Raw genomic sequence first — 15,430 nt, 5'->3', positions numbered from 1 at the left:
CATATATTATTTTTATTATACAACATTTGAGACTTAATATAACTAGAAGTTGTTCCACCTCTCTTTATTAAGATAGTTTGAGACCTTGCCTTTCATCCCCACATCTAAAGAAGGGGGCTTTTCGGCAATTTATTGTAAGCTGATGAGCTCCATAAAGTAACCATGCAGTAAGCTGAGATATAAAATTTTTCTCTGGTAGTTTCCAGTAATACCAGCTCGCTCCAGTATCTGGTAAGTGAGGAACATCTATCAATACTTTACCAAAAAAATATAATAAAATACTTGCAGTCTATCAATATATATACTAATTTTTGAAGATATCCATTGTTATATCTTTTTTTAGATTTAATCATAGATTTAATTATAATTCTTAGATTAGTTATAAAATCTTTTAAACCACACTTTACCTACAACACCTTTATAAAAATGTCAATTTAATACATCCTTATAATATATTAATAGGTGGGTTGCTCAACCTTCCGTGGATCTAATAGATGTTAAAGATATTACATTGAATAATTTGAAAGAAAATCAAGAAATTATAGCTTTAAAACTCAATATACATGGTTCTCCTGTACTAGATTCTTTTGAGTTAACTTTAGATAAAGATAAAACTATAACCTCTCTTGTGTATCATTTTTATTTGCCTAACAATGATAAGGAGTTTTTAGTCATTAGTCATAATAATAAATACCAAAATAGTCTATAAGATTTTATTTACATATCTCCAGGTTGTAGCCAAGGTATTGCAATAGTTTGGTTTTTTAATTAATTATGTATATGGTATTCATAATTAATTCAAATTATTAATGCTTATAAAAATATGTTATATTTATAAAAACCTTAAGAATATAAACTAAATTATTGAGTTTTGTATCCTTAAGATATTTATTAAAATGGAGGAACTTAAATGGGATATAAATTAAATAAAATGGAATTAAATGATTTATTTAAAGATTTAAAGAATGAATATGAAATATTTGCACCAAAAAGATTTAAAAATCAAGGTAGATATTCAGATACGGATATAGTTAAATATGACAAAGTAAATTCATATGATGAAATCGTTTACGATGAAAAATCTACTTACCCAATAAAGGAAGTAATAACTCCTATAACTCAAACACTTTACTATTTTAATGAAGATGAGTTTAGAGAAAGTAAAAATCCATATGCTGATAAAAAGATTTTAATCTTTGCTAGACCATGTGATATAAATGCTCAAAAAATACAAGATAAAATCTATTTAGAAAATGGTGGATTCGAAGATATCTTCTATAAGAGAATTAGAGATAAAGTTAAATTTATTTGTATTGAATGTGTAGATGGATTTGATACTTGTTTTTGTACAGTAATGAATTCTAATAAAACTGATGATTATAGTATAAGTACAAGATTTTTAGAAGATGGTGCTTTATTTAACATAAAAGATGATGAGTTCACAAAGTATTTTGAATGTAACAAAGAAGAAGATTTTGTACTTAATTTTATAGAAAAAAATGTAGCAGAAGTTAATCTTTTTGATATAGAAAATAAAGAAGTTTTAAATAAGTTAAAACAACATGATGTATGGAAAGAATATGACAAAAGATGTGTAGAATGTGGAAGTTGTACAATCGCATGTCCAACATGTTCATGCTACACAACTAGAGATATTGTATATAGTGAAAATGCAAATGTTGGTGAAAGAAGAAGAATACAAGCATCATGTCACGTAGATGGGTTTGATGAAATGGCTGGTGGTCATAAATTTAGAAATACTACTGGTGATAAAATGAGATATAAAGTTCTTCATAAAATGCATGACTACAAAGAACAATTTAAAGATAGCCATATGTGTGTTGGATGTGGTAGATGTAGTGATAGATGCCCAGAACATATATCTATTACAGCAACAATAAATAAAGTTAACAAAGCAGTTAAAGAAATTATAGAGGGAGATGCTAATTAATGGAAAATATATTAACACCTAAACCATATAAGATACTAAATGTAAAAAAAGAAACAAAACAAGAATATACATTTAAAGTTGAAACAGATATAAAATGTGAACATGGACAATTCTTACAATTATCAATACCAAAAGTTGGAGAAGCTCCAATATCAGTTAGTGGATTTGGAGATAATTATTTAGAATTTACTATACGTGCTGTTGGAAAAGTAACTGATGAAATATTTAACTTAAAAGCAGGAGATACTCTCTTCTTAAGAGGGTCATATGGAAAAGGTTGGCCTGTAGAACAATTTAAAGGTAAAAATGTTGTTATAGTTGCTGGTGGTACAGGTGTAGCTCCTGTTAGAACTCTTATACAAAAATTCTATAAAGAAAAATATGCAAAAAGTACTAATTTAATATGCGGATTTAAAGATGAAGAATCTATATTATTCAAAGAAGAATTAAATTTATGGAAAGATAAATTTAATACAATATATACTTTAGATAATACAAAAATAGATGGATTTGAAAGTGGATTAGTTACTACTCATTTAAATAAATTACCTTTAGAATCATTTAAAGATAATTATGAAGTTATAATTGTAGGTCCTCCTATGATGATGAAATTTACAGCTTTAGAATTCTTAAAATTAGGAGTAGCTGAAGATAAAATATGGGTATCATTCGAAAGAAAAATGTCATGTGCAGTAGGAAAATGTGGTCATTGTAGAGTTGATGAAACTTATGTTTGTTTAGAAGGACCAGTATTTAATTACACTAAATCAAAAAATTTATTAGATTAGGAGATATAACCATGAATAATGATATAGATATAAAAAAATTAAGATTAAATTGTTTTCGTCAATCTAAAGTTTCAGGGGAATTCATGCTTCAAATGAGAATACCTGGTGGAACAGTAAATGCTAAATATTTAAGTGTAGTTCAATATATAGCTCAGACTTGGGGAGATGGAACTTTCCATGTAGGTATGAGACAAACCTTTAATATTCCTGGTATAAAATATGAAAATACAGAGGCCGTTAATGAATATATAGAACAATATATAAAAGAAGTAGAAGTAGATGAATGTGATTGTGATATGGCGATTGATAAAAATGGATACCCTACAATAGGCGCTAGAAATATAATGGCATGTATAGGTAATACTCATTGTATCAAGGGTAATGTAAATACTAAAGATATGGCAAATAAAATAGAAAAACTAGTATTCCCATCTAATTACCATATAAAAGTATCTGTAGCAGGATGCCCAAATGATTGTGGAAAAGGACATTTCCAAGATTTTGGTGTAATAGGTCAAGCTAGAATGGAGTACCACCCTGAAAGATGTATTGGATGTGGAGCATGTGTTAAAGCTTGTGAACATCATGCAACAAGAGTATTAAGTATGAATCAAAATGGTAGAGTCGATAAAGATCCATGCTGTTGTGTTGGATGTGGAGAATGTGTATTAGCATGTCCTGCAAGTGCATGGACTCGTAAACCAGAAAAGTTCTATAGAATTATAATCGGAGGAAGATCTGGAAAACAAAACCCAAGAATGGGACAAACGTTTATAAACTTTGCAAGTGAGGAAGTAGTTCTTGGTGTATTTGGGAATTGGCAAAAATTCTCTGAATGGGCACTAGACTATAAACCTCAATATTTACATGGAGGTCACTTAATAGATAGAGCTGGATATCATAAATTTAAAGAAATAATACTAAGTGATGTTAATTTAAATCCAGAGGCTTTAGTTGCTGAGAATGTATTCTGGAAAGAAACAGAATACAGATCTAATATAAATGTAAAACCTATTAAACAACATGAATCTATAGAATCAAATAGACCTCTAAGATAATATATACTAGGTTTTCTAGATATTTATTAGTTAATGTTTTTGATAGTATTGGGCTACTGGATATTCTCCAGTAGCCTTTTGCTATTTTGAGGTTTTTTCAAAAAAATAACTGTTCATTTTTAGAAGCTATCACTTAGCTAATAAATTTTGTACAGTTATTTTTATGTTTTAAAAGATTTAGACGCTTATTTAATAAGTTAATATCTAAAAACAGATACAAATTCCCCCTTCGCATCAGTATCTATGAGATAATAACGGAGGAAAAGGTCAATACCAATGCAAACTGTGTAAGGCTACTTTTAAATCTGGCGATAAATTTAAGAAAGAATCCATAATTAATTATGCTACTAGCGTAACTACGCTTGTAAATTTATTTGTAGACCATTATCCTTTCTTACCATACATCTCTTAATAGATATACTGCATCAGCTGTAATAGCATTGAATGATGTACTATATAAGTTTAAAAAAATCCCTAAAAATCTAAATATAATGACAGATATAAATTCTATTTACTTGCTTGCACAACAGTTTTTTGCCTCTCACAGTCAAATTGTTGCCCATACCAGGCACACCAAAAAAAATAGAGGAGAAAATATTCTCCTCTATTTTATATTAAGTTTATATTAAGAACTAACTTGTTCTATATATTTGCAATTTACATCTATATGATTTAAAAAAAGTAATAATCTTTCATAAAGTGGCTTTGCTTGTTCTCCAAACTTCGCCTCTAATACTTTTCCTATTTCCTCAACAGTATTATTACCATCGATTGCTAAGAATACTGAACTACCATATTCATCTAGCTCAATCTTTTTATAAGTAGGAATTTTAACTTTTATTTTTCTAAAAAGTTTTTGTATTTTATGTTCTTGTTTTTCAAGTATTGTAACTATTCCAACTTCATTTACTTCATACTCAACTCCATCGCAAACTTTAAATATAATATCTAAAACCTCTTTGTTATTTTTCATTTGTCTTCACTTTAGATTTTACTATAGGAATTGTTGTAGCTATGACCAGAAGAACTAATATAACTACCGCCATCCCATTAGAAGCTGCAAATCCTGTTGGAACTTTAGGAGTTATAACTCCTGTTACTTGTAATACTATACCTATTAAACCTATTATAGATCCTCCAGCAACTAATCCTGAAGATAAACTTATACCATTTGAAACTCTAGCTTCTTTTTCAGCTGCATTCTTACACATTTTTTCAACAAATAAACGAATTAACGCTCCAACTAATATTATAGAAGTTGTTGATATCGGTAAGTAGAACCCTAATGCTATAGTCATTATTGGTAAATTTAATACGAATAAGAATAACGCCATAACAATACCAGCTATTATCATAACCCATGGTAAGTTTCCTGACATTATACCAGAAGTTAATGTAGACATTAAGTTAGCTTGTGGTAATGCAAATTGAGCATCTGCTCCTGTAACTTCTAATTGAGAAGAAAGTAACATCATTGTTCCAACAACAACTACTACTCCTACTATACTAGCTATTGTAAATGAATTTTGCATTTCTTTTTTATTTCCACCTATTATATAAGTAACCTTTTGAGATTGATTGTATCCTCCAGCTACTGATATTGCAACAACCATGAATGATGCAAATAATAATAATGACTTATTATCAGCATTTGACTTCCATCCCATTGCAACGAATACTAATGTTAATATAACTAATGAAGCTATTGTCATTCCTGATACTGGAAGGTTAGATGTTCCTATTGTACCAGTTAAACGACCAGCAACTATTACAAATAATAAAGATAATATTACTGCAACTATTGATCCAAGTATTGCCATAGTAATATTTCCATTTGATACTATAAATCCTGCAACAAATGCTATAACAACTCCTGCTAAAAGTATTAACATTTCTGTTGAACTACCTTCAGAACTTCCATCTTTAGAAGCTCTTGCATTTAAAGTTTCTTTTAGAGAAACAACTATTGTTGGTATAAGCTTTATAGCTCCTATTAAACCACCACAAAGCATCATACCTGCTCCTATATATTTAACGAAACTTGATGATATTGCATTAACATCCATTTGGTTTACTAATATAGATGCATCATTCCATGCACTAGAACCATTAGCTGCTAAATCTGTAAAGTAACCGATTAATGGAGCTATACCAAAGTTAGATAATATAGATCCTGCAAACATAGTTAAAGCTACATCTAAACCAACTATAAATCCTATTCCTAATAATAAAGGATTTACTTCCATTGAGAACTTCCACTTATAGAACTTAGCTCCTACAAATGTCATAGTATTATTAACGACATTTAAGAATGATCCTGTTAAAACGTTTATAATACCACTTATTCCAAAACCTATTCCCATAAACTTTATAGCATCTCCAGCACCTTCTGAAGCAACTAACGTTTCAGATACTGCCATTGACTCTGGGTACATAAGCTTTCCATGTTCTTCTACTATAAGATAGTTATAAACTAATGATGAACATCCTATACCAAATAAACATCCACCTATACCAGTTACTACACCTTCTACGAAGTTTATTTTACCTCCTATAAGAATAATTGCTGGTAATATGAAAATCATACCACTTGCTATTGATTCTCCACCACTTGACATACCTTGTATTATATTTTTACCAAGTATACCTTTTGACTTAGCAAATACTCCTACAAGCATTGAACCTATTATTGCACCAGGTATACCCGCTGCAACTGTTAAACCTGATTTCATACCAGAGTAAGCTGTAGAAGCTGCAAATAAAGCTGCTAATGCTATACCTATTATTAACACTGCAACGTTTGAACCTTTTGCTGACTTGTCTTTTACGTATGGTACATAATCTTTACCATGTACTCCACCGTAAGCATCTTTTGATAATTTGTTACTCATGTCGCATTTTCCTCCTTATTTATTTTTTTTAATTGTATCATGTTTTGTCGTTTTTTGGCAATGCATTGATTTTTTTAATCGTAATCATTATTTTTTTTAATGTTTAAATTTTATATTTCAATGTTTCTATATAAAGTGATAAACCATATTTTAGGTTTAAGTTCACAGTTTGATTTATTTTCTACTGATACCTTTATCCTTATACATCAGAGATTTATCTTTAGATCCAAAGATTTATGAAAGTATGATTCACTTTTTTTGATCATCAGCATATAGATATGAAGTTATTGGGGCTCGTTGTAGACTTAGTACAATAGTACTATTGAACATGAATCCCCCACCTTCAAACGTTACTGTAGGTAGTTAAGATTGGGAGGTTCAAGTCATTTCAAAGAAATAAACAATTTATAGTGTTATGTAAAAATATATCTAGAGTAAGTAAAAATTAATTATTTTAGATTAGGGTATTGACATAAATCGACAATTCATTTAGAATCAGTTCAATCGCAAATTAATTTAATTGCAAATTAATTTAATCGCAAATGATTTGATAGTTTATTAAAAAACCAATAGAATTCATGTATAAATAGATTATACAATGCAAAACATTTAGACATGAATTAAAAATATTATATTATAGAAGGAGTGTTATTTACATGGATATAAATAAAGTATTTCTAAAAACATTTTTAAATCGATTTAATGGAGAAGCATTTACTTTTGAATTTTGGGATGGAGAAGAAGTTTTAGTAGGACAAGGTAACCCTTTATTTAAAGTAATACTTCATAAACCAATAAGCAAAAAGGATATTTTGACAAGTACATCATTAGTATTTGGAGAAGCTTATATGAATGGAGATTTAGAAATTGAAGGAGATTTAATTTTAGCCCTTAATTCAATCTTAAAATCTAAAGACAAGTTTTCTACTGACTTTAAAGGCTTAACAAATATATTTGGTAATTCAACATCTGCTAAAAAACAAAAAGAAGAAGTATCATATCATTATGACTTAGGTAATGATTTCTATAGTTTATGGCTAGATGATACTATGAGTTATTCTTGTGCATATTTTAAAAACAAAGAGGATTCTCTTTATGATGCACAAATGAATAAAATTCATCATCTACTTAAAAAATTAAACTTAAGAGAAGGATTAAGTTTATTAGATATAGGTTGTGGATGGGGAGGATTACTTATCGAAGCAGCTAAAAAATATAAAGTAAAAGGGCTAGGAATTACACTAAGTGAAGAACAATATAAGAAATTTAAGAGTAGGATAAAAGAAGAGGGATTAGAAGAATACTTAGATGTTAAACTTATGGATTATAGAGAACTTGAAAAATCAAAATTATCTTTTGATAGAGTTGTAAGTGTTGGAATGCTTGAACATGTAGGAAGACCAAATTATGATTTGTTCTTTAAGAATGTATCTAAAGTATTAAAAAAAGAAGGAATATTTGCACTTCATTATATAAGTGCTCTTACAGAATCTGAAGGAGATGCATGGATAAAAAAATATATATTCCCAGGCGGTGTTATACCTAGTTTAAGAGAAATTATCAACTTATCAGCTGACTATAACTTTTATACAACAGATGTAGAAAGTTTAAGATTGCATTATATGAAAACTTTATTACATTGGTATGAAAACTTTGAAAAAAATAAAGATATAGTTAGAGAAAAATTTGATGAAAGATTTGTAAGAATGTGGACTATGTATTTATTATCATGTGCAGCATGTTTCTATAATGGTGCTATAGATCTTAACCAAATTGTCTTTACAAACGGAGTAAATAATGAACTTCCTCTTACGAGAGATTACATTTACAAAGATTAGAAAAATATAGCAAGCCAAACATTTGCAATGTCTTGGCTTGCTATTATTTATTACATCCTAAGTTAGTTTTTTACCTCTTTTTCTACTATTATATTTTGGTTTCTCAACTAATTTTTTTATTTTATATATAACATCACTTAAGGCTTCCTCAAGTTTAATAGTATCTGAAAGGTTTTGAGCATTTTTCAATAGTTCTAATAATCTTTCCTCTCTAGTTTTTAATACTTTTATTCTGCTTTCAGTATCTTGATACTGAGTAGTTACATCAATACTTTCAGTAGACGTATTTACAATATTTGAATATTTTCTTATTTCTTCAATGAATTTACTGACATTATTCTTAGGGATTTTAAGCTGATAATTTGCATAGCGTGTATTTTGATTTTTAGCTTGAATTGAAATGTTGACCTATATTCAATGTTTAATATATATTTAATAGAAAATTAATGCATTTTTATCACTATTTAACTACAATTAAGTAGGAATCATCTTAGAAGACGATATTTATTTAAAAGGGGATTATATTAATGAGAAATAGCAATAGGAAAACAGACAAGCTACTATCAATGGTTTTAGACATTGCAACTAATTTAAAAGATGCTGGAGAACATTTTCATGAATACAAAATAAGTGAAGAAAAACAACTCGATGAATTCAGGTTGAATATGAAAAAGTATGAACTGAAAGGCGATGAATTGGTTGATGAATTAATAAGAACATTGAATAATACATTTATTACTCCCATTGAGCGTGAAGATGCTTTAGAGTTAGCTGCTCGTATGGATGATATTCTTGATAGATTTGAAGAATGTGCAGCACATTTTTATATGTATAATATATATGAAATAGATAGTTATATGGTGGATTTTAGTAGTCTATTACATAAATGTGTATGTGAAATATATAGTGCTACTGAATTGCTTTCACAAAAGAAACTTACAGAAATAAGACAGCACACAATAAAAATTAAAGAGTATGTGGAGACTTGCGATAACCTAGTAAGAGATGCTATAAAGGTAATATTTGAAAGAGAAAAAGATTTTGTAAGACTTATGCAGTACAAAGATATATATCAACTTCTTAAAGATATTACTGGTGGATGCAAAAAAGTAGGAAAAGTGCTCGAAACAGTAATAATGAAGAATTCATAAGGAGAACAAAGATGACTACATCATATTTACTTTTAGGTTTAACTGTTATCCTTGCATTATGTTTTGATTTTGTTAATGGATTTCATGATACTGCAAATGCAATAGCAACAGCAGTTTCGACGAAAGCACTAACTCCAAAGCGTGCAATAATTATTGCTTCTTGTATGAATTTCCTTGGCGCAATACTATTTACAGGTGTTGCAAAAACAATTGCTAAAGATATTGTAGATGTTACTACAATAAACCATGGATCATTGGTTATATTAGCAGCACTAATTGCGGCAATTGCGTGGAACCTTATTACTTGGTACTATGGAATACCAAGTAGTTCATCTCATACACTTATTGGTTCACTAGTCGGAGCGGCTATAGCGTCAGCCGGATTTTCTTCTATAAACTATGAAGGATTTATTGCAATAATTAAATCTTTAATTATATCTCCTATACTTGCATTTACAGTAGGATATATAATGTTTACTATTTTTAAATATATATTCAGTGGTTTTAATCTTGCTAAGACGAATAAAAATTTTAGAAACATTCAAGTTTTTACAGCAGCTATTCAAGCTTTTGCTCATGGAACAAATGATGCCCAAAAATCTATAGGTATAATAGTAATGGCACTAGTAGGGAGTGGTTTAGCAGAACCAGGAGAAATTCCATTTTGGGTTCAGTTTTCATGTGCCACTGCTATGGCATTAGGAACATCTGTTGGAGGATGGAGAATAATAAAAACTGTTGGAACACAAATTATGAAAATAAGGCCTGTTAACGGAGTTGCCGCAGATTTATCTTCAGCATTTATAATATTTGGAGCATCCCATCTTGGATTACCTGTAAGTACAACACATGTTATTTCATCTTCTATAATGGGAGTTGGTAGTGCTTATAGAGTAAAAGGTGTAAAATGGAATACGGGTAAAAAGATGATAGTTACTTGGTTTATTACACTTCCAATATCAGCAGCATTAGCAGCACTAGTATTTAATATGATAAATATATTTATATAAGTATTCTAAAAAATGCACCCCTAGGGTTTTTGAGGGAAACTTTGTTTCCCTCTTGCTAATTAGATTACTGCAACATCAGAACTATTGCAGTAATTTTTGTTTGAAAATAAAATGTTATTTTTATTTAAATTTATTATTGTATGGATGCATATCTTGATATGATGGTGCTTTTACATTTTCTTTTTTATTAATTTTACCTCTTACTTCTTCATTTTCATCTTGTATAGCATTAGTTATTTCTGTATAAGTCTGTGCATGATTCACTAACTCCGTTAATTGTGAATTTTCATCAAGTGTTCTTTTGCTTTGTTTAATTTTTTTCATATTCTACCTCCTCTTATGTATTTATTTTTCCACAAAATTTTATTTTTACTACTTTTATTTTTTATAATGATAAGTGATATTTAATTTTTTGAGTTTTTATTTTAGGTCAACAAACGCAACTAAAGCTGTCATAGCTAGAGCCTTTTCATTATAAATATGTATATTAAATACTCTTTTTATTTGCATCTAAACATCAAACTCTTGTATAATGTCTATTATACAAATAGGAGGTACTATTAATCTATCAAAATTTTCAGATTATAGTTTTAGGATATTGATTTATTTAGGTAATGTTCTTAAAGATATGGAAGATAATTTAGATATTGTTGAATGTTTTTCTTTTGAAAAGAATAAGTGTAGTTTTAATGGTTGTTGTAAGTTAAAACCTATACTTTATGATGCTACTAATTTATTTATCGAAACTTTAAGTAAATATAATTTAGCTGATGTTATTGATTAGTAGCAAGTGAGTCACTTACAATATATTTAGAGTTTACTTGGGCTTTAATTTCATTAATATTTTGATATGAATTAGGTTTTGATAATATTATATCTGAAGTCTTTACAGATATTACAGCATTTCCTTCTTCATTTAATGTGAGTTTATCATGACCTTCAAATGCCAATTTAATATCTTGTAGATTTGCATTAGGTTTGATTATGAAGTCGTGTTCTAGTAGATTTCCGTTTGAGTAAAAAACTAAATCTATATGGGTAAATCCTGATTTTTTTAATAGTTAATACCAATTTCCGCTATAAATGAATCAATTACAATAGAAATATAGCTCTGTCTATGCATAAATTTTTATCTTTTATACAAAAATACCATTATCAATCAAATTAGGAGGTTATTTATGTATAATAAATTAAATTTTTCTATAATCTGTTCAATATGTGTGTTAGCTATTGCATCGATAGTTTTTATTAATTCCAATAATACTGAGAATGAAAAAACTATTCAAACTTCTATAGATAGTAATTTTAATAGCACTTCTAGTCTTAATAAATTAATGGAAGGTAACAAAAAATACGTTGACGCAACTTATAATGCTTCTATAATTGATGCTAAGGCAAGAGAGTCTTTGTTAAAAAATGGACAGAAGCCTTTTGCTATAGTCCTTACTTGTTCTGACTCTAGGGTTGTTCCTGAAAATATTTTTTATACTGGCTTGGGAGATATTTTTGTTATTCGTGTAGCTGGCAATGTTGTTGATGAGTCTGTTATAGGAAGTATTGAGTTTGGTGTAGATAGTTTAAAGATACCGTTAATTCTGGTTCTAGGGCATGAGGATTGTGGTGCTGTGTACAATTCTAAATCTACTGATATTAAGGGGAGTTTAGGAAAGTTACTTAATAAGATTGCTCCAAGTTATGAGAAGGCTAAAGCTTTAGGTGGCAGTGAGTCTGAGATAATACAAAGGGCTACTGATTTTAATGTTGAAAATTCTATGAATATTATTAGTGAAAATAAAGTTGTTAAAAAATATATTAATGGGGGGGTTGTTGATGTTATTGGAGGGAATTATAGCTTAGAAACTGGCATTGTTCGATTATTAAATTAGTTTTATAGTGTCTAAAATATTGACATAGATCCAGTTTAAGTGTAGTCAATTTAGTTACAGGTGAATCTCAAACATTAAATAATAATTTAGATTTCAATATTAATTAGTTTATGAATATTACTTGAATTTAAAAGAGGGGTACTTACCCCTCTTTTTTGTGCAACTACTCAACATTGTAGTATGAACTTGATAAAACCCGTCAAGTTCCACACCCCGAAGATCATAGCCAAGTCATTGCAATGAATTGGCTTGCTGATAATGAACTCCCTATAAATTTTGTATTGGAGAAAAGTAATTATATTGATAGTGATTTAATAAAAGATTTAAAATCTCACAATCATTTTGTAGTTTTATTATATTTAAAATTCAATTTTATAATTGACCATACTGCTTATCTGTTCTACTACATATTTGTACCATGCCATTTTATTAGTATCATAGTTTACAACTACGTATTTACCAGTTCCCTTTATTACGTCCCATTCTTCTACTTCAAATACTTCAGTTAAAAATTCTATTGCATTGTATTTAAATTCTATTATTTTTACTATGTCTTCGCCACATTTTTTATTCATTAGACTTTCAACAAATTTTATTTCTTCTATTGATTTATTCTTTTTATTATCTATTATAACTAGAGCTCCAAAGTGAGCATCATATGTGCATTTTTTTACATTACACATTGTTATTCCTAGTTCGCTTTTTATTTTATTAAATAAGGTTTTGAAATACTTTTCACTATATACGCCTGTATCTTCTGCTTTTTTAGCTTTAGTAGTCCTAGCTTTTGTAGCTTTCTTAGGTTCTTTTGGCTCCATTGCAGCTATACTTTGTAGTGAACTCATTAGTAGTATTTCTACACTATCTTTATTTTTAGTTATTTCTGCTATATATCCGTTTTGCTTTGCTCCAACTCTGTAGTTGTGTAAAGGTAGTTTTTTTATCTTTATAATTAATTCTTCTTCATTATTTTCATCTACTTGCTTTAAATATAAATAGCTAGCATCAATTTTTTTTATTTCACCTTCTAATAATGTACCTTTTTTTATTCGGTACTTTTCGTATAAATTATTTATAAGTTCTTTGTCATTTTCTTTTTGATTTAATTCTTCTTCTATAAGTTCCTTGAATATGTCTAGTATACAATCATTATTTTGTTCTTTTTTAGGTTCTATCTTTGCTTGAGCTTTTACTTTGACTTCTACTGGTTCTTCTTTTTTAGTAGAACTCTTATCAAATATTTTTTCTAATTGGTCTAATATATCTATCTCTGATTGTTCTAGTATATTTTCATCTGATTCTTCTACTATATTAGTTTTTTTTTCTGTGTACTCTTTTTGTTCTTCTAGTTTTACTATTTTTTCACTTTGCACTTGTTTTATTTCTTGTGCTTTTATCTTTGTAGCGCTCTTACTTATGTATTGTTCTATAACATAAGAAACAACTTTATCATAATTTTCATTCAATATGTTTTTACAATTATGTAATGAGCTAATTAATTTTGCAAAATCATCTTGATTTTTTATAGTTATTTCTAATTCTAGTATTTTATTTATCTCTTTTAAATTATGTTTTTCTATAGTTTCTTCTATTATATCTATCCCATCTAGGAAACTTGGAATTTCGTTAATATTATTTAAAAACTCTATATAATCATTTAAGCTATTTATTTTACTTTTATTTGAGTAACCTATTATTTTGCTTAGATTTTCGCTATACTTTTTGTATTCTATGAATGTTAGTCCAATTTGTTCTAAGTCTTCCACTAGAGTTTTTTCATCTTGAAATATAAGTTCACTTTCTATATAATCAATAATTTTCGACTTAAAATCATCAACTATGATTAGTTTGTCTGGAAGTGTTTTATTATTTATATTTTCTAATATATTGTTTGATTCCAATTTTTTTCACTGCCTTTCATTCTTGAGTTCATTTTTATAATAATTATAGTTTGTCTTTGTTGAGTTATATTATTCAACTCTATCCGTTGCTCAAAAAATCACTCTCTTTATTAAAATATAGAGCAATTTATCACATCTCATAATTTCTCTGTTTAGCTCATTAAATTATGTTACCATATTTCGAAAAATAATTCTATATTATTAGAATGAACTTTACCAAAACCGTCAATTTCCGTGTCTTTTAATATTTCTTTATGTACTCCTTGAAGTAACACCTTACCATCTTTTATCATTATAGTTTCTTTTGCTTTAAAGTTTTTATAGGCATCAAAATTCTGAGGTAAATACCCCACTACAGCTCTATATTCATCATGATTGATGAAATAGTAAGATGCCGTCGGGAATCCCGACAGCATCTTTTTGATGTGCTATCCTTTAACAAGGTATACTCTAATTACAACTTCCAATATTTTAAAACCTTATCTGTTGCTAATTTTCCTGTTATTATTGAGATTGGAAGTCCTGACGGACTGAAGGACCATTGTCCTGCTTGATATACATTTGGTATCAATGTTTCAATTGCTTTTGAAAGTTTGATTATTTTTGTCTCTGCTGGGATAATTGAGTTTGTAAATGCCCATCCTGTTATTGCTCCATGAGTATTTCCTGTAATACTTTCTATTGTCAATGGTGTTGATGAAAACTTATCTCCCACTTTATATTTTAAGCCTTTAAATATGGATTCATTAAATATATCTAAGATATATTCCTCACTAAGAAGTTTAAATTCTTTATACCAACCCTTATTTTTTATAGCGTTATAGTAGTATAACTTTAAGAAAATAGTATTAAATTTCATAAAGTAGTTAATAAAAATAATATGGCATATGATATAAAATTTAAACAAAGAGTACTCGAATATAGAGGAGAAGGTCATACATTTAAAGATACTTGTA

Annotated in this window: 18 protein-coding genes; 9 read left to right on the top strand and 9 right to left on the bottom strand. The window is 28.3% G+C overall.

Annotated features, from left to right (window positions below; translation table 11 throughout):
- Positions 1–67 precede the first annotated feature (67 nt).
- Positions 68–253 carry a hypothetical protein gene (locus tag ACRC03_RS10440; RefSeq protein WP_438652504.1) on the bottom strand — a complete coding sequence of 62 codons (186 nt, stop codon included), beginning with the start codon at positions 251–253 and terminating at the stop codon, positions 68–70.
- A 258-nt stretch (positions 254–511) separates the two neighbouring features.
- Between ACRC03_RS10440 and ACRC03_RS10435 the strand changes: the two genes are divergently transcribed.
- The 4 genes from ACRC03_RS10435 to asrC all read left to right on the top strand — a co-directional run bounded on the left by ACRC03_RS10435 (position 512) and on the right by asrC (position 3,797).
- Entirely contained in the window at positions 512–709 is a 198-nt protein-coding gene (locus ACRC03_RS10435; RefSeq protein WP_438652503.1) for a hypothetical protein, read from the top strand.
- A 201-nt stretch (positions 710–910) separates the two neighbouring features.
- Positions 911–1,951: an anaerobic sulfite reductase subunit AsrA gene (gene asrA, locus ACRC03_RS10430; RefSeq protein WP_438652502.1), complete on the top strand. Its 1,041-nt coding sequence runs from the start codon at positions 911–913 to the stop codon at positions 1,949–1,951.
- Positions 1,951–2,739 carry an anaerobic sulfite reductase subunit AsrB gene (gene asrB, locus ACRC03_RS10425; RefSeq protein ID WP_438652501.1) on the top strand — a complete coding sequence of 263 codons (789 nt, stop codon included), beginning with the start codon at positions 1,951–1,953 and terminating at the stop codon, positions 2,737–2,739. Before asrA ends, asrB begins: the two co-directional genes overlap by 1 nt.
- Before the next feature lie 11 nt (positions 2,740–2,750).
- Positions 2,751–3,797, top strand: a complete 1,047-nt coding sequence (gene asrC, locus ACRC03_RS10420; RefSeq protein ID WP_438652500.1) for a sulfite reductase subunit C — start codon at positions 2,751–2,753, stop codon at positions 3,795–3,797.
- Between the two features lie 625 nt (positions 3,798–4,422).
- On the opposite strand, the gene ACRC03_RS10415 is transcribed toward asrC, so the two are convergent.
- Positions 4,423–4,770, bottom strand: a complete 348-nt coding sequence (locus tag ACRC03_RS10415) for a PqqD family peptide modification chaperone (RefSeq protein ID WP_438652499.1) — start codon at positions 4,768–4,770, stop codon at positions 4,423–4,425.
- On the bottom strand, positions 4,760–6,688 hold the full coding sequence (locus tag ACRC03_RS10410) for an OPT family oligopeptide transporter (RefSeq protein WP_438652498.1): 1,929 nt from the start codon (positions 6,686–6,688) through the stop codon (positions 4,760–4,762). The genes ACRC03_RS10415 and ACRC03_RS10410 overlap by 11 nt, the downstream gene beginning before the upstream one ends.
- A 656-nt stretch (positions 6,689–7,344) precedes the next feature.
- Here ACRC03_RS10410 and ACRC03_RS10405 point away from each other — a divergent pair.
- Positions 7,345–8,526 carry a class I SAM-dependent methyltransferase gene (locus ACRC03_RS10405; protein ID WP_438652497.1) on the top strand — a complete coding sequence of 394 codons (1,182 nt, stop codon included), beginning with the start codon at positions 7,345–7,347 and terminating at the stop codon, positions 8,524–8,526.
- 57 nt (positions 8,527–8,583) lie between these two features.
- Here the strand turns inward: ACRC03_RS10405 and ACRC03_RS10400 are convergent, their stop codons facing one another.
- Positions 8,584–8,922 (bottom strand): DUF4349 domain-containing protein, encoded by a 339-nt coding sequence (locus tag ACRC03_RS10400; protein ID WP_438652505.1) that lies wholly within the window; start codon positions 8,920–8,922, stop codon positions 8,584–8,586.
- A gap of 131 nt (positions 8,923–9,053) precedes the next feature.
- Here ACRC03_RS10400 and ACRC03_RS10395 point away from each other — a divergent pair, with 131 nt between their 5' ends.
- Both ACRC03_RS10395 and ACRC03_RS10390 read left to right on the top strand, forming a co-directional pair.
- Positions 9,054–9,677 (top strand): DUF47 domain-containing protein, encoded by a 624-nt coding sequence (locus tag ACRC03_RS10395; RefSeq protein WP_438652496.1) that lies wholly within the window; start codon positions 9,054–9,056, stop codon positions 9,675–9,677.
- An 11-nt stretch (positions 9,678–9,688) separates the two neighbouring features.
- Positions 9,689–10,687 (top strand): inorganic phosphate transporter, encoded by a 999-nt coding sequence (locus tag ACRC03_RS10390; RefSeq protein ID WP_438652495.1) that lies wholly within the window; start codon positions 9,689–9,691, stop codon positions 10,685–10,687.
- A gap of 120 nt (positions 10,688–10,807) precedes the next feature.
- Here ACRC03_RS10390 and ACRC03_RS10385 read toward each other — a convergent pair whose 3' ends face one another.
- Complete coding sequence (locus ACRC03_RS10385) at positions 10,808–11,011, bottom strand: hypothetical protein (RefSeq protein ID WP_438652494.1); 204 nt, start codon at positions 11,009–11,011, stop codon at positions 10,808–10,810.
- Between the two features lie 304 nt (positions 11,012–11,315).
- On the opposite strand from ACRC03_RS10385, the gene ACRC03_RS10380 reads away from it, so the two are divergent.
- Positions 11,316–11,471 (top strand): hypothetical protein, encoded by a 156-nt coding sequence (locus tag ACRC03_RS10380; RefSeq protein WP_438652493.1) that lies wholly within the window; start codon positions 11,316–11,318, stop codon positions 11,469–11,471.
- On the opposite strand, the gene ACRC03_RS10375 is transcribed toward ACRC03_RS10380, so the two are convergent.
- Positions 11,461–11,637, bottom strand: coding sequence for a hypothetical protein (locus tag ACRC03_RS10375; protein WP_438652492.1), 177 nt, complete (start codon positions 11,635–11,637; stop codon positions 11,461–11,463). The two genes, ACRC03_RS10380 and ACRC03_RS10375, sit on opposite strands and share 11 nt — an antisense overlap.
- A gap of 228 nt (positions 11,638–11,865) precedes the next feature.
- Between ACRC03_RS10375 and ACRC03_RS10370 the strand changes: the two genes are divergently transcribed.
- On the top strand, positions 11,866–12,573 hold the full coding sequence (locus ACRC03_RS10370; RefSeq protein ID WP_438652491.1) for a carbonic anhydrase: 708 nt from the start codon (positions 11,866–11,868) through the stop codon (positions 12,571–12,573).
- Between the two features lie 359 nt (positions 12,574–12,932).
- Here ACRC03_RS10370 and ACRC03_RS10365 read toward each other — a convergent pair whose 3' ends face one another.
- The 3 genes from ACRC03_RS10365 to ACRC03_RS10355 form a co-directional block, all read right to left on the bottom strand.
- On the bottom strand, positions 12,933–14,474 hold the full coding sequence (locus ACRC03_RS10365) for a hypothetical protein (protein ID WP_438652490.1): 1,542 nt from the start codon (positions 14,472–14,474) through the stop codon (positions 12,933–12,935).
- A gap of 170 nt (positions 14,475–14,644) precedes the next feature.
- Positions 14,645–14,890 (bottom strand): hypothetical protein, encoded by a 246-nt coding sequence (locus ACRC03_RS10360; RefSeq protein WP_438652489.1) that lies wholly within the window; start codon positions 14,888–14,890, stop codon positions 14,645–14,647.
- Between the two features lie 38 nt (positions 14,891–14,928).
- Complete coding sequence (locus tag ACRC03_RS10355; RefSeq protein ID WP_438652488.1) at positions 14,929–15,333, bottom strand: hypothetical protein; 405 nt, start codon at positions 15,331–15,333, stop codon at positions 14,929–14,931.
- Positions 15,334–15,430: the final 97 nt, after the last annotated feature.

It is taken from the genome of Romboutsia sp., assembly GCF_051659545.1.
Taxonomy (GTDB): Bacteria; Bacillota; Clostridia; order Peptostreptococcales; family Peptostreptococcaceae; genus JBOFOR01.
This window is presented reverse-complemented; position numbering and strand designations above follow the sequence as displayed.

Coding starts and splice junctions, on each gene's coding strand:
- ACRC03_RS10360 (WP_438652489.1), bottom strand. CDS start 14,890: ATGCTGTCGGGATTCCCGACGGCATCTTACTATTTCATCAATCATGAT.
- ACRC03_RS10385 (WP_438652494.1), bottom strand. CDS start 11,011: ATGAAAAAAATTAAACAAAGCAAAAGAACACTTGATGAAAATTCACAA.
- asrA (WP_438652502.1), top strand. CDS start 911: ATGGGATATAAATTAAATAAAATGGAATTAAATGATTTATTTAAAGAT.
- ACRC03_RS10410 (WP_438652498.1), bottom strand. CDS start 6,688: ATGAGTAACAAATTATCAAAAGATGCTTACGGTGGAGTACATGGTAAA.
- ACRC03_RS10405 (WP_438652497.1), top strand. CDS start 7,345: ATGGATATAAATAAAGTATTTCTAAAAACATTTTTAAATCGATTTAAT.
- ACRC03_RS10370 (WP_438652491.1), top strand. CDS start 11,866: ATGTATAATAAATTAAATTTTTCTATAATCTGTTCAATATGTGTGTTA.
- ACRC03_RS10380 (WP_438652493.1), top strand. CDS start 11,316: ATGGAAGATAATTTAGATATTGTTGAATGTTTTTCTTTTGAAAAGAAT.
- ACRC03_RS10355 (WP_438652488.1), bottom strand. CDS start 15,333: ATGAAATTTAATACTATTTTCTTAAAGTTATACTACTATAACGCTATA.
- asrC (WP_438652500.1), top strand. CDS start 2,751: ATGAATAATGATATAGATATAAAAAAATTAAGATTAAATTGTTTTCGT.
- asrB (WP_438652501.1), top strand. CDS start 1,951: ATGGAAAATATATTAACACCTAAACCATATAAGATACTAAATGTAAAA.
- ACRC03_RS10415 (WP_438652499.1), bottom strand. CDS start 4,770: ATGAAAAATAACAAAGAGGTTTTAGATATTATATTTAAAGTTTGCGAT.
- ACRC03_RS10395 (WP_438652496.1), top strand. CDS start 9,054: ATGAGAAATAGCAATAGGAAAACAGACAAGCTACTATCAATGGTTTTA.
- ACRC03_RS10390 (WP_438652495.1), top strand. CDS start 9,689: ATGACTACATCATATTTACTTTTAGGTTTAACTGTTATCCTTGCATTA.